General features: G+C 37.8%; 15 protein-coding genes. 3 read left to right on the top strand and 12 right to left on the bottom strand.

Annotated elements, in window-relative coordinates; genetic code table 11:
* The first annotated feature begins 99 nt into the window (after window positions 1-99).
* Window positions 100-1,314, top strand: coding sequence for a tyrosine-type recombinase/integrase (locus tag ACXAEO_RS05585; RefSeq protein WP_474878941.1), 1,215 nt, complete (start codon window positions 100-102; stop codon window positions 1,312-1,314).
* Between the two features lie 479 nt (window positions 1,315-1,793).
* Here the strand turns inward: ACXAEO_RS05585 and ACXAEO_RS05580 are convergent, their stop codons facing one another.
* The 9 genes from ACXAEO_RS05580 to hflX all read right to left on the bottom strand — a co-directional run bounded on the left by ACXAEO_RS05580 (window position 1,794) and on the right by hflX (window position 10,070).
* Window positions 1,794-2,336, bottom strand: coding sequence for a hypothetical protein (locus ACXAEO_RS05580; protein ID WP_474878938.1), 543 nt, complete (start codon window positions 2,334-2,336; stop codon window positions 1,794-1,796).
* 356 nt (window positions 2,337-2,692) lie between these two features.
* A protein-coding gene (locus ACXAEO_RS05575; protein WP_474878936.1) for an IS3 family transposase occupies window positions 2,693-3,813 on the bottom strand; the annotation gives its coding sequence in 2 pieces (ribosomal slippage) (window positions 2,693-3,564 and window positions 3,564-3,813; 1,122 coding nt in all).
* Window positions 3,814-3,883: 70 nt separating this feature from the next.
* Window positions 3,884-4,207, bottom strand: a complete 324-nt coding sequence (locus ACXAEO_RS05570) for a YxiJ family protein (protein ID WP_474878933.1) — start codon at window positions 4,205-4,207, stop codon at window positions 3,884-3,886.
* A gap of 179 nt (window positions 4,208-4,386) precedes the next feature.
* Complete coding sequence (locus ACXAEO_RS05565) at window positions 4,387-5,097, bottom strand: endonuclease/exonuclease/phosphatase family protein (protein ID WP_474878931.1); 711 nt, start codon at window positions 5,095-5,097, stop codon at window positions 4,387-4,389.
* 197 nt (window positions 5,098-5,294) lie between these two features.
* Window positions 5,295-5,537, bottom strand: a complete 243-nt coding sequence (locus ACXAEO_RS05560) for a hypothetical protein (RefSeq protein ID WP_474878927.1) — start codon at window positions 5,535-5,537, stop codon at window positions 5,295-5,297.
* Window positions 5,538-5,614: 77 nt separating this feature from the next.
* Window positions 5,615-6,949, bottom strand: coding sequence for a type I glutamate--ammonia ligase (glnA, locus tag ACXAEO_RS05555; RefSeq protein WP_474878925.1), 1,335 nt, complete (start codon window positions 6,947-6,949; stop codon window positions 5,615-5,617).
* 66 nt (window positions 6,950-7,015) lie between these two features.
* Window positions 7,016-7,417 carry a MerR family transcriptional regulator gene (locus ACXAEO_RS05550; protein WP_474878921.1) on the bottom strand — a complete coding sequence of 134 codons (402 nt, stop codon included), beginning with the start codon at window positions 7,415-7,417 and terminating at the stop codon, window positions 7,016-7,018.
* A gap of 109 nt (window positions 7,418-7,526) precedes the next feature.
* Entirely contained in the window at window positions 7,527-8,795 is a 1,269-nt protein-coding gene (locus tag ACXAEO_RS05545; protein ID WP_474878919.1) for a methionine gamma-lyase family protein, read from the bottom strand.
* A 12-nt stretch (window positions 8,796-8,807) separates the two neighbouring features.
* Window positions 8,808-10,070, bottom strand: coding sequence for a GTPase HflX (gene hflX, locus ACXAEO_RS05540; protein ID WP_474878915.1), 1,263 nt, complete (start codon window positions 10,068-10,070; stop codon window positions 8,808-8,810).
* Window positions 10,071-10,256: 186 nt separating this feature from the next.
* On the opposite strand from hflX, the gene ACXAEO_RS05535 reads away from it, so the two are divergent.
* A complete protein-coding gene (locus ACXAEO_RS05535; protein WP_474878912.1) occupies window positions 10,257-10,880 on the top strand; it encodes a trimeric intracellular cation channel family protein in 624 nt (207 codons plus the stop codon).
* Window positions 10,881-10,957: 77 nt separating this feature from the next.
* Here ACXAEO_RS05535 and spoVK read toward each other — a convergent pair whose 3' ends face one another.
* From spoVK to miaA, 3 genes are all read right to left on the bottom strand, one after another.
* Window positions 10,958-11,920, bottom strand: a complete 963-nt coding sequence (gene spoVK / locus ACXAEO_RS05530; protein WP_474883990.1) for a stage V sporulation protein K — start codon at window positions 11,918-11,920, stop codon at window positions 10,958-10,960.
* A gap of 252 nt (window positions 11,921-12,172) precedes the next feature.
* Window positions 12,173-12,397: an RNA chaperone Hfq gene (gene hfq / locus ACXAEO_RS05525; RefSeq protein WP_474878910.1), complete on the bottom strand. Its 225-nt coding sequence runs from the start codon at window positions 12,395-12,397 to the stop codon at window positions 12,173-12,175.
* A 35-nt stretch (window positions 12,398-12,432) separates the two neighbouring features.
* Window positions 12,433-13,380, bottom strand: a complete 948-nt coding sequence (gene miaA, locus ACXAEO_RS05520; RefSeq protein ID WP_474883989.1) for a tRNA (adenosine(37)-N6)-dimethylallyltransferase MiaA — start codon at window positions 13,378-13,380, stop codon at window positions 12,433-12,435.
* A 988-nt stretch (window positions 13,381-14,368) separates the two neighbouring features.
* Here miaA and ACXAEO_RS05515 point away from each other — a divergent pair.
* Window positions 14,369-14,464, top strand: coding sequence for a Spo0E family sporulation regulatory protein-aspartic acid phosphatase (locus tag ACXAEO_RS05515; protein ID WP_474883988.1), 96 nt, complete (start codon window positions 14,369-14,371; stop codon window positions 14,462-14,464).
* Window positions 14,465-14,609 lie beyond the last annotated feature (145 nt).

Below are 14,609 nucleotides of genomic sequence, written 5' to 3'. Positions count from 1 at the left end.
AAACTCTCTTTTGACAAATCCAAAATGCAATTTAAACTTTAATTAACGATTCAATCAAGCAATTTAGTATTAGCAATATTTTTAATATTTAAATTTTTAATGGGGGTATATGAATTGGGTATAACATATAGAAAACACATAAAAACAAAAGATAAAAACAAAGGGAAAACTGAAGAATGGGAATACAGAATCCGATATAAAGATCCAATCACTCAAAAGTATAAAGAAAAATCACAACGTGGGTTTAAAACAAAGCCAGAAGCACGACTTGCTGCACAAGAACGTGAAAAAGAATTGTTAGAAGGGAATGATAAAGCACCTACCTTATTAAAATCACATTTATCGTTTTGGTTATACGAATATATGAAAGGTGAAATTAGAGATAATACATTCGAGTTACACGAGCGGAACATCAATAATCATATCCTTCCTTATTTTCAAAACATTATGTTACAAGATATAACTCCAAAATTGTATCAAAAGTTCCTTAATTATTTAGCAGAAAAAAAATATTCGACCTTATCAGGAGAAAAAAATTATACTTTTCGTACAAATCAAATTATTCATTCCACTATGAATAGCGCTATGAATTATGCTATGGAAATTGGCGAAATTGAAAAAAACCCCTGTTCTAAAGCAAAAGTTAAATCAAACGTTAAAGATGAAGATGAAGATTTATGTTACATGGAAACAGAAAACATCCCAAAATTTTTAAACACAGCATATTCGGATAATTTTATCTACTATATTTTCTTTAAGACTTTATTGCTGACAGGAATGAGAAAAGGTGAAGCTGCTGCATTACAATGGAATGATATAGATTTCAAAAATACGACTATTAATATTAACAAATCATTAAATTTCCAACCCAAAAGAAAAGGTGAGATTTTTGGTACTACTAAAAATTTCACTTCGAAAAGAGTGATTAACATAGATGGGATACTCTTAGAGGACTTAAAAAAACATAAAGCTTGGCAAAATAAACAAAAGATAAAACTAGGAAAAGCTTATCATCAGAATTTAAATTTAGTGTTCACCAGAGAAGATGGAAATTTCTTGCCAAAATCAACTCTATTCAATGCCTTTTCCCGAATCCTTGAAAAAGCAGAGATTGAACAAATTCCAATTCATGGACTTCGGCATACTCATGCGGTAACTTCACTGGAAGCCGATCTTGACCTCAAAATCATCCAAGAACGATTAGGTCATAAAAGCCTTCAGGTAACAGCGGACATATATTCACACATCAGTAAAAAGCTTAGTAAAGAAAAAGTAAAGCAATATGAAGAATATATGAGAACAATCTTGTCTTAATTTTTAAACGGTGACACATTTTTTGTGATCACCGTTTTTTATTTACCACTATTCTATGGGTACACATTTTAGTTTTACTATTATTTATACACCCCACTAAAGCAAAAAGAGCAAAAGATAAATCAAAAAATTTCTTTTTCAATCTTTTCCTCGACTTTCCAATAACCTTATTTGACCATATACTATTAGCGGGCTGCTGTATAGCTAAACTGCCCCGTTCGAATAAGATAAAATCGTTCCCATTATTTAGAGACACGCTACCCGTTAATGCAGTAAAGCTCAAACACCACGCTGGATTTTTAAAATCATAATTTAAATTTTATAAGTCAAAAGATGATTGATCATTATGTATTTTTTATTCCGTCTTCCTTTTTCAAGTAGTTCACTTCCTCTAATACCTTTTTCATATCTTCTTTTAATAGTTGAATAAGGCATTCTTGCTTCTTTTGCCCACGCATTTATTGTCTTTTTTACACTATTTATTTCAAGAAGATTATACTGATATCCCCTATTGATGCCAACAAATTTTCTTCATTGCACCCAGTATAAATTCGCCTTTGTAGAGTTTTATATGGGACTCCACTTATCTCCGCCCATTCTGCAACAGTTTTATATTCTCCATTAATTGTTATAAACCTACTTGTTCTTTTGTTTCTTGCTTGTTCAAGGTCTGTACTCCATTTACAGTTTTTTGGTTCGTAATTTCCATTTATTCTATCAATAGACAAACCTTCTTTATAACCATTTTTCATCGCCCATTCAGCAAAAACTTCAAACTTCGTCCATTCATCACATACAGAGATTTCTCGTCCACCATATCTTTCATAGTGATCTAGGTTTTGATTTGTGCATCTTTGAATCATTTGAGTCCAAATATTATATAATCTTGTCCGTCTCATTCCATGAGTTTTATTTGCCTCTTCTTTTTCAAGAAAAACGCAGTTTTCGGGATAATACCCGTCTTCCTTGTCTTTTCTAACTAATTGTAAACCTTCTTTACAACCCCATTTTGTTTGGCCCAAGTTACAAATGCTACAGGGTCATCCTTCCACTCAGGACATATCCATATATCGCCACTTGACACGCATAAATTTCCAAACCTTATATATTTTTGTTCTGCTCAATCCGTGTTTTTCAACAAACATTATCAGCACCCCAATAATAGTTATTAATTTTCTAAACATTAACTAGCCTTGTGATTTGTTTTGCAATCCCATTTTATCTATTCAATTATCCTTCCCGTTAGCACAATAAAAAGGGATTACCGGCGTAATCTTGAACTTAAACTCAAGCTACCCGTTTGTTGAAAAAGGATTAGTTATAAGACAAATAATCTAATAACAAATTTCGTATTTTTTCATGGTATGTCAACACTAAACTAGACAGATTTTTTAAGGTGTTCAAGTTTATAATTAATTGGACTTACATAACCAAGTGTCCCGTGAATTCGGATGTGATTAAACCAGTGGACATAGTCATGTAATTCCCTTGTTAATTCTTCTAAACTCTCAAAATGTTGACCTTTCACAAACTCTGTTTTAATGATTTTAAACGTTGCTTCAGCGACGGCATTGTCATATGGGCAGCCTTTCATACTTAAAGAACGTTGAATGTTAAATGTCTCTAATGCATCGTCCATTAGCTTATTTTTAAACTCATTCCCACGATCCGTATGAAACAGTTGGATTTTACGAAGGTCGGCTTTGATCGAGGCGAACGCACGATAGACGAGTAACGCATCCTTATTTGGCCCGGCGCTGTACCCCACAATTTCCCGATTAAAGAGATCGACAAATACACATACATAATGCCATTTTTGTTTGACTCTTACGTATGTTAAATCGCTGACGATCGTTGTCAGCACTTCTTCCTGGTGGAACTCGCGGTTTAGTTCATTCTTCTGTTCGGATTCATTACAGGATTTTACATGCGGCTTAAACTGAGCTACTGTGTAAGCAGAGACAAGGCCCTGCTCTTGCATAATACGCCCAATTCTCCGTCTAGACACGATGAGTCCCCGTTTTTTTAATTCAATTTTAATTTTACGTGTTCCATAATTTTGACGGCTGGCGCGGAATATTTCGATCACATCTGACGTGATATCATCCACTGCTGCTCTTTCTTTGGCTTCATAATAGTACGTGCTTCTAGGTAATTGTAGGACTTTGCACATTGCTGATATCGAGTATTTATGTTGATTATTCTTGATGACATTTACTTTTGTCCTAGTATCAGCGCGGCTTGCTTTAAAATATCGTTCTCCATCTCTAACTGCTTATTTCGTTTACGAAGTTCAATTAATTCTTTTTGTTCAGGCGTTAACTGATCTTTTTCTTTAAAGGAGCCATTATTCTCACTTTGCCTCACCCACTTATCCAGGGAAGACGGCGTCAGGTCATATTCACGAATAATGTCCTTTCTAGGTTTACCGCTTTGATACAGCTGCACAATTTGTTGCTTAAACTCATCTGTAAATGTTCGACGTGCTTTTTTAGTCATCGTAGATTCTCCTCAAGTATATTATCTGTAGTCTACTTGACCTTAAGTTTTCTGTCCAACTCAGTGTAGCCTATCCATCATGATTCATATATTCTTCATAAAATATTGGATAATCTTCTAACTTTTCTTCCAAAAAGCGATATTGATGAAAAATATCAAAGAAGGACAAATGAAGCCAGTCTATCTGACCTTGAGGAATTCTTTTTGAAATTCCACTTAGGACATAACTTAGACTTCCAGCAATGTTCATCCAATAGGTGTTCAAGTCACCCGTTAGGCAATCATCCTCGGAAAGTTCCTTATTGAAATCATCTTGTATTTTGTCAGTATCATTATAAGGAAAGGGATTATACAAGCTTTCCTTTATAGCTTTCAGTTCTTCATAAATACTCATTTTGTCTATGCTAAACACCACCAAATAAAGTTATGTTCACTATCATTCATTTTACTACTCATTCTTGAACTCAAGTCCCCTTTAGAAGAAGATAGAAGCTATCAGAAAATTAGGCGGATCTTTTAGATTACTTCCTTTATTACCATTTAAAGCAAATACAAACAAAATCTGCAAATGATTCACTTATCAAATACCGTAAATATTGGTATGTGATCACTGAACTTAATCCACTTTTCATATGAACCTACCTCAAAAACGCTTAATTGTTTAAGGATTGTCTCTGAAGCAAACAAAAAATCAATATGAAAAGGTCTAGCCTTTTCTTTTCTAAAGTAATAGGTCGGTATGGATTCTTGCCCATGTTCTTCATTAAAATAATAATGGTAAGCACTCATAATACCTACACTTTTAAGAAATTCAACAACCTCTGAGTGTGTTCCAACCCTTTTGATATGATCAAAAATCTTATTACTATTCCAGTCACCTACAATTACACAGGGCCTCTTTAGCAAAGATTCGTAATATTTTAATGCTAAATATATTTGACCTATGTAACTCTCATATTGCTTTTTGGTATTTTGGGACCAAACTGCAAACAAAATGAAGTCCTGTTTGCCAGAGATTATCAAAGGAATTATATAACGAAAATCCTTATTATATGATGGATGAAGTTCGATTTGATAGGTATTAGTTAATGTAATTATTCCAACTCCCTTGTTTAGATTGTCTCCGAACCAAAGAAACTGATTGATAACTTGTAGATGATTGCTTGCTCTCCATTTTTCAGGTGCTTCACATTCAGGAATTACTAAAATATCTGCAGTGAAAGGGAATATTTTTTCAATCTTATCTCTGAATCGCATTGCTGCATTCCATGTAACTAGTCTCATTTATTAGACCTCCATATTAAAAATAGGCGAATAAAAGACATATTAAATGCTAATGGGATACTAGTTTTTATTTTAAAATTCGTTGCTAACATTAATTCTTCCTTTTACAACCCGCCCCGTTTGTTCAATAAAAAACGGCACCACTTATTGAAGTAGTGCCCCCGATCAACAAGAAAGTGTTATGGAAAAGGTAAATGCTAAAGAGAAAGCAACATATAAACGAGAGCAGCCACTATAATCACTGCACCAACTAAAACCATTAATCCCTCAGCGATGAGTAATCCTACTTTACCGAAATCGTTACTAAGCATTTCAAATAAAAAAACAAACCCTTTTTTATCTGGACCTTCGATACGTTCAAGAGTCCATTTTAAATCGAAATAGGTAAGAGCAAATATAGCAGAGCCATAAAAAAAATGGGGTATTTCTGGGGTGACCATTCTTTGTAGTATTAACTTATAAATAACCCATTAAAATAAAAACCCCTCAACACCAATGGTGTCAAGGGGTTTAGCTATTAATACATTGACATGTACTGCTCGCGCTCCCAAGGATGAACTTGTGTGCGGAACATATCCCATTCGATTTCTTTTGCTTCTACGAAGTGCTCGAAAATGTGTTGGCCTAATGCCGATACGATGACTTCGCTCTCTTTTAAGTTATCTAATGCAGCCGCTAATGTAGCAGGTAAGTCAACAATGCCCGCTGCTTCACGCTCTGATTTTGTCATTACATAAATGTTGCGGTCAACTGGCTTTGGAGCCGCCAATTTGTTTTTGATTCCGTCAAGGCCAGCTGCTAATAGTACAGCTAACGCTAAGTACGGGTTCGCCGCTGGATCAACGCTACGTACCTCAACACGTGTGCTTAAGCCACGAGAAGCTGGGATACGGATTAATGGACTACGGTTACGTGCAGACCAAGCAACATAACAAGGAGCCTCATAACCTGGTACTAGACGTTTATAAGAGTTAACTGTTGGGTTTGTAACAGCTGTGAAGCTCGTTGCATGCTTAATAATCCCTGCAATGAAATGCTTCGCTGTTTCGCTTAGTTCTAGATCACCTTTTGTATCATAGAAAGCATTGACGCCATTTGTGAATAAAGACAAGTTGCAGTGCATACCCGAACCGTTTACACCGAACAATGGTTTTGGCATGAACGTCGCATGTAAACCGTGCTTACGAGCGATCGTTTTTACAACAAGCTTAAACGTTTGAATATCGTCACAAGCTTTTAGCGCATTCGCATATTTAAAATCAATTTCGTGCTGACCAGGAGCTACCTCATGGTGAGATGCTTCAATTTCAAAGCCCATCTCTTCTAGTTCTAACACGATATCACGACGGCAGTTTTCTCCTAAGTCTGTAGGAGCTAAATCGAAGTAGCCACCTTTGTCGTTCAACTCTAACGTCGGCTCACCTTTTTCATCTAGTTTAAATAAGAAAAACTCTGGCTCTGGCCCTAAGTTGAAGTCTGTGAACCCTAACGCTTCCATTTCTTTTAACACACGCTTTAAGTTATTACGCGGATCTCCTTCAAATGGTGTGCCATCTGGATTGTAGATGTCACAAATAAAGCGGGCTACTTTTCCTTTTTCAGAAGTCCAAGGGAAAATAACGAATGTGTCAAGATCCGGGAATAAATACATATCAGACTCTTCAATACGTACAAAGCCTTCAATAGAAGATCCGTCAAACATCATTTTGTTGTCTAGCGCTTTTTCTAATTGGCTTACAGGAATTTCTACGTTCTTAATAGTTCCTAAAATGTCCGTGAATTGAAGACGAATGTATTTTACATTCTCCTCTTGAACGATTTTCACAATATCATCTTTTGTGTACTTTGCCATCGTTTTGTCCTCCCCTTATTCGAATCAATATATTGATTAGCATACCGATATGGGCATGCATAAATCTTAATGAAAAAACCTAGAAATATCTCCTTGGTTTAAAGCAGCTCGGTTAAAGCGGCCTGCTTGCATCAATTCTGCACGAAGTAACTTGCGAAGCTCTTCGTCTGACAATTCTTTTGTATCTTCTTTTACAGGTTCATTCGGAATGATTTTTCCCTCTTCCTCTTGAACTTGAAAGATTTTTCGAATGCCAGCCAAATTAACGCCTTGCTCAATTAAATTTCTAATCTCTAATAGTTTATCTACATCATTGAAAGAAAATAACCGTCTGTTCCCTTCCGTTCTTGCCGGAGCAATCAGTTCATTTTCTTCATAGTAGCGAATCTGACGGGCGGATAACTCGGTTAATTGCATGACGATGCCAATTGGAAATAGCGGCATATTACGTCTAATATTGTCACCCATCTCTGTCCCTCCTTCGCTTAACTTATTTTCATTTTATTCCATGTTAGGTTTCCTGTCAATATTATGTTAGGAATTCTAACATAATATTTCTGAATTTTTTATTCAATCACTATAATTGAATCAGCTTCTGTTCAATTAAACGATCAATAGCCGAACAGATAGCAACTTTCACGTGTGCATAAGTCAAGCCCCCTTGAACATATGCCACATACGGTGGACGAATCGGTCCATCAGCTGTCAGCTCAAGGCTGGCCCCTTGAATGAATGTTCCAGCGGCCATAATGACATCATCTTCATATCCAGGCATGTACGCTGGATAGGCGGTAACATGCGAGTTAACTGGTGAAGCATATTGAATGGCCTGGCAAAATGTCACCATTTTCTCTCGATCATCAAACTGAACCGATTGAATTAAGTCTGTACGTTTATCATTCCATTTTGGCTCTGTGCTTAAACCAATTCGCTCAAGCATAGCGGATGTAAAAACCGCACCTTTCAACGCTTGGCCAACGACATGAGGCGCGAGGAAAAAGCCTTGATACATTTCTTGCAGGCTATAAAGGGTCGCCCCCGCTTCCGCCCCGATGCCAGGTGTTGTCATACGGTAAGAGCATGCTTCCACAAGCTCTTTTTTCCCCGCGATATATCCACCGATTTTCGCCAAACCACCGCCTGGGTTTTTAATAAGCGAGCCTGCCATTAAATCTGCCCCAACATGTGTAGGTTCCTTCAATTCAACAAACTCTCCGTAGCAGTTATCCACAAAAACGACAACATCTGGTTTGATGGATTTAACGAATTGAATCATCTCGGCAATCTCGTCTACTGTGTAGGAAGGACGAACACCATATCCTTTTGAACGCTGAATACCAATCATTTTTGTATGGTCATGGATGGCTGCTCGCACTGCTTCAAAGTCGACTCGTCCTTCTTTCGTCAGATCTATCGCGCGGTAACCGATATTAAATTCACGCAAAGAGCCGTTTCCAGACCCTCGAATCCCAACGATTTCTTCTAAAGTATCGTACGGCTTGCCTGTGATGTATAATAATTCATCACCTGGGCGCAGGACTCCGAACAAGGAAATCCCGATAGCATGCGTTCCCGAAATGATTTGTGGACGCACAAGACAGCTCTCTGCGCCAAATACATCCGCATATACTTTCTCAAGGGTGTCGCGTCCTGCATCGTCATACCCGTATCCCGTAGAAGGGGTAAAATGCGTATCGCTTACCTTGTTTTGCTGGAAACTTTTCAGTACACGAAACTGATTCGCTTCAATTACAGCGTCAATGCTGTTGTGCACATCTTGAATTTGTGTTTGTACTTCTTTACTGAGGATTTCAATGGCTTCCCCATTTTTCAATTGGTCGAACATGTTTTATCTCCTTTAGTTATGATACTCCCTTAGCTGCGAGAAAATCGGATGGTTCATATCAACGTACCCTTTGCATGCATAGACGTTCTGATCTTCATTGAATTCGATAAAATCAATGATGGTTTCGGCCTTCAAGGCAGAAATTAATTTCCCTTCTCCTGCTGGAAGAAGGACATCATAACGTTCCATATGCTGCTTCATATAATGTTCAATTGTCATACCCAACTTCTTAATATCTAAGCTATCCAACGCACTCATCGACAAGGATTGATTCGTAGTGGGGATAAAATCCGGATGCTGAATATCTCGCTTGTTATAAACTGTAAGCATCGGCGTTCCAGACACTTCGAGCTCCTCCAACAGTTTGTGGACAGTTTGTTCGTGATTAAAATAATCTGGATTACCAGAGTCAACGACATGTAAAATAAAATCCGCTTCTCTTACTTCTTCCAATGTGGAACGAAAAGCGGCAACAAGAGTCGTTGGCAAGTCTTGGATAAATCCAACTGTGTCCGTAAGCAGAACATTATAACCGCACGGAAGCACATATTTTCTTGTCGTTGGGTCAAGTGTGGCAAAGAGCTGATTTTCTTCATAAATGCCTGCTGCCGTTAACCGATTGAATAAGGTTGATTTCCCAGCGTTTGTATATCCGACAACCGCTACTTGAAAAGCCGCATTTCGCTTACGGCGCTCCCGGTAACGTTCCCGGTGCTGCACGATTGTTTTTAACTGTTGTTTAATGTCATCAATTCGACTCCGAATGTGACGACGGTCCGTTTCAAGTTTTGTCTCCCCCGGCCCTCTCGTTCCAATTCCCGCTCCAAGACGGGAAAGAGAAGTTCCTTGCCCTACTAATCGCGGAAGCAAATATTGAAGCTGAGCAAGTTCGACTTGTAGCTTCCCTTCTTTCGTTTGTGCACGTTGGGCAAAAATATCCAAAATAAGCTGTGTACGATCAATAATGCGTGCTTCCAGCTGATTAGATAAGTTTCTAATTTGGCTTGGTGACAATTCATCATTAAAAATAATAAGGTCAGGCTCGAATTCCTGTGCCAAATGGACAAGTTCTTCAACCTTCCCTTTCCCGATATATGTAGAAGGATGAACTCGATCACGTTTTTGGGACGTCCGGACAAGTACTTCTGCCTGGGCCGTTTCCGTTAAAGATGCCAGTTCATCCATTGAATATTCAAAACGCAAATCGTCAAGCTTGTTTAATTGACAGCCTACTAAAATGGCCGTTTCTTTTTCTTGTTTTAGTTCAATGACCAAATAAAATTCCTTCCTTTACTGTAAAAGTCGCAAACTATCCCTATCATACCAAAAAGGGAGTAAATTCTCCACAAACGATTCCCTTCGTCCAACGGTTTTACGAAAAAAAAAGATTGAAATTCATGCATAATCTCTTTAAAATTTGAAATGGTTTACATTTATTATTTAACATAAGGGGTATGAGCCATGACTTGGGATGTATTGAGCATCATTGGAACGATTGCATTTGCAGTCAGCGGAGCGATTGTGGCGATGGAAGAGGAATACGACATTTTAGGAGTATATATACTCGGGATCGTTACCGCATTTGGCGGCGGGGCCATTCGAAATTTATTGATTGGTGTCCCCATTTCAGCACTTTGGGAGCAGGAAATGCTTTTTCAAATTGCCCTCCTTGCCATGACAGCGGTCTTTTTGTTTCCTAATAATTTATTAAAGCATTGGAAAAAATGGGGCAACTTCTTTGACGCCATCGGACTGGCAGCTTTTGCGATTCAAGGAGCACTGTTTGCCGTGAAGATGGGGCATCCATTAAGTGCTGCCATCGTAGCAGCTGTCCTGACAGGGAGCGGCGGCGGTATTATCCGTGACCTTCTTGCAGGAAGAAAGCCCACTGTTTTGAAAGCCGAAATATACGCGGTGTGGGCAATCATCGCTGGAGCGGCCGTCGGACTCGGCATTGCCAAGTCACCGCTTGAGTTGTACTCACTTTGTATCCTCATCGTCGTACTGCGTATGTGTTCATATATGTACAATTGGAGTTTACCAATTAAATCTCTCCGCGTAGGCAAACGACATACCTCTCTTTAACAGCTGTCTATAGAGAGTTGTTTACATGAAAAACAGGCAAGTTGCATGGAATTTCCCATCCAACTTGCCCTTCTTTTTTACCCCGTTTTTCCAGATGAATCACTCAATACTAAATCAATACTTTTTAATACGAGTAAATCTTCTCGCCTGTATGTTTCGTTCATAAGCAACCGCATCGCTTGAGCTCGAATTCCCTTTTCAATAATATTTCGAATGTATCGCCCATTACTGAAAGTAAAAGGAGCTTGGTTTTTCACCATTGTCAAATGATTGCGCAGTTTCCATTCTGCTTCTTTCGATAAAGTATACTCCCGTTCCTTCAACATAAACGCTCCTATTTCCATTAGTTGGTTAACTGTATAATCCGGAAAATCAATAACAAGAGGAAAACGCGACTGAAGACCAGGATTCAACGATAAAAATTGCTCCATCTCCCGAGAATATCCAGCTAATATGAGAATGAATTCATTCCCTTTATCCTCCATATGTTTCACAAGCGTATCGATGGCTTCTTTTCCGAAATCCTTTTCCCCTCCTCTGCCAAGGGAATAAGCTTCGTCAATAAATAAAATACCTCCTAACGCTTTTTTGACAAGGTCCCGCGTTTTTTGAGCAGTATGCCCAATATATTCCCCGACCAAATCTGCACGCTCCGCCTCAATTAGATGTCCTTTCGAAAGAACATTCATATCATAAAATAATTTTCCGAGCAGCCTTGCCACGGTCGTTTTTCCAGTGCCAGGATTCCCTTTGAACATCATATGAAGTACTTGTTTTCCAGCTTTGAGTCCTTCTTCTTCTCTTTTTTTATTTACATACAGCCAGGCATAAATCTCCCGTACTGTCTTTTTCATTTCTTCAAGTCCGACAAGTACGCTTAGCTCTCGTTCAATTTCTTTTAAAGCCGCATGCCGGATTGGCTCTTCTTTTTTTGGCGGGGGTGACACAATAGTGGTGGATAGTTTTTTCTCTTTTTTCGTTTCATTGTTAAGAACGATGTTAATCTGTCCATTATTTTTCAACGTAATAGGCCGTTCCAAAAGCATTCACCTCTCATTCTCCCACTACCTTTTTATGCATCAGGTGAAAGTCGCCGCGGATGCTCTCTAACCGGCTCACTGCATGAAGTGAACAATCAATCAGAGATTATCCTTACATTGTATGACGAAGGTCATGATGGTTATGTATAGGAATGTGCAAAACAGAAGAGACCCCGTCATGAATGTGAACCAATTCCGTGACGGGGTCTGTATGTTTGTGGCCTATGTAAGATTGATAAGCCTGATTTTCATCTACTCTAATTCAACAGTAATGTTTTTTGTTGGCACAAATGTCGAAATCGCATGTTTATAAATTAACTGCTGCTTTCCTTCAGATTCTAACAGCACGGTAAAGTTATCAAATCCTTTAATTAATCCTCTTAACTGAAAACCGTTAAGTAAGAATACTGTTACGTATACATTATCTCTGCGCAGTTGATTTAAAAATTGATCTTGAATGTTAATTGATTGTTTCATTGTTCGGTCGGCCTCCTCTTTTTCTCTATCGTCTACTAATTCGCTCCAAAGCGAATCTTTCCTGCAATATATGTAAAAATTTCATCGAACTTCCCATCTGATAATCCATCGCTCATATCAAACCATTCGACAGGCATTTTGTTGCGAAACCACGTTAATTGACGTTTCGCATACCGCCTTGAGTTTTGCTTTAATTGTTCTACTGCTTCTTCTAATGTTAAACGATTCTCTAAATACTGATAAAGCTCTTTGTAACCAATTGCCTGGATAGATTGCGTATCACGAATTCCCTTTTCGTACAATCCCTTTACTTCTTTCACGAGTCCTTGTTCCATCATGATATCTACCCGCTCATTAATACGGGCATATAGTTGTTCCCGATCCATCGTTAAGCCTACAAGCGCCACATCATATAAAAGGGTATGTTCTTGTTCGGCAATATGCTCACTAAAAGGCTTACCAGTTGTTTCATATACCTCGAGTGCTCGAATCACACGACGCTTGTTATTCATATGAATTTTTTCGGCACCTGCAGGGTCGATTTGCTTTAAACGTTCATATAAAGCGTCTATTCCGCTTTCCTCAGCCTCTTGCTCCAAACGGTCACGAACGGACGAATCGCTTTCTTTCTCACCGAACTCATAGTCGTAAATGACAGACTGAATATAAAGCCCCGTTCCCCCTACAATCATCGGCAGACGCCCTCTCGCTGCAATTTCGTCTATTTTGGCGCGAACAAGCCGCTGAAACTCTGCTGTTGAGAAGGACTCGTCCGGATCTTTAATGTCAATTAAATGATGCGGCACACCCTCCATTTCTTCTTGCATAATTTTAGCTGTACCGATATCCATTTCTCGATAAATTTGCATTGAATCACCGGAAATAATTTCGGCATTCAACGCTTTTGCCAACTGAATGCTAAGCTTTGTTTTTCCGACGGCTGTTGGACCAATTAATACCACCAGCTTTTGTTTCTCTCCCAACATGCAACACTACTTTCTTTTTTTCTTTCCATCATCTCATCATGCCCAGATTTTATTAAACTATTCACTTCACCTCGTAAAAAGGTTCGAATATCACCCGCTATCATAGAAGAAACAACGATTTCTGCTTATGAAAAGCGCTTATATGAGCATCGTATGAGGATGCAATTTCTTCTTTATTATCGCATATTTTAAGACAGAAAAAAGATACCCTTTTCCTTTTTGTACAAAACATTTTTCTAAAGCGCCACTTTCCACAACTGATGTTGTGAAACCATCATCTAGATTTTAACTCACTGAATCAAAATGCTTGTCTTACATGAAGTACCTCTTCCATCATGCATTTTAAATGTATGGGCTGTTATCACAGAGAGAATTTACTAAATATTTTTATTTTCCGCTATATTATTTGTTTAATATAATGACTGTCAATTTCTTTTTATGCATCTATCACAAAAGTAGCTCTCCTCAATACATGCCCTTTACTGACAGCATTCAAAGATGAATGAACAAAAAGTGTTCAACAGAGGCTCTTTATCCCCTCTAAACTTCCCTTTTTTTCACACCGGATACAGCTGCTTCAGTCTAAAACACTGCAAAAGTGCGATGTACCAATTTTTATATTAATATTTTACTCAATTTTTTGAAATTATTTTATTTTTTCTTATTATATTTTCATTAAATGAACATTGTGATACTATCGTTTAGATTTTGACATTTTTCGAAATAAATGACATCATTTTAAATGAATTAATTGAGGTGAAAAATGAACGTAGAGTTTCAATCGTCACAAGAACACATTCGGCAATTAAGGCTACAAATTTTCAATTTACGAATAGATATAAGCAAAACATTTAGTGAAAAAGGACCAAACAGCCCAGAATATAGAGAGCTATCTAGTAAACTGGAATCCCTTTTAAGTGCATACTATGAAGAACAACTCCTAGCATGAATTCACTTCCTCAAAGAGGAATTGATTAAAGTTTGAATTAAAAAGGGCTTTCAAGCTACCGAAACCATCGAAACAAGCAAAAAACTTAATCAAATGATTACACAATACCAAAGACTGAAAAACATCAGCTAATCCAAATAATATCGTAAACCACAAACATCCTCCATGACCTGTATTGACTACCATCCATTACTTAACCATCCTAACAGACGATCTAGTTTATTTCAGCATTTTAATAACCAATGCAGAAAATGGGTTTAGGAGACTTGCGAAATAT

It is taken from the genome of Bacillus sp. ABA4_010 (assembly GCF_056159105.1).
The sequence above is the reverse complement of the archived record's forward strand: the minus strand, read 5'-3'. Positions and strand labels throughout refer to the sequence as shown.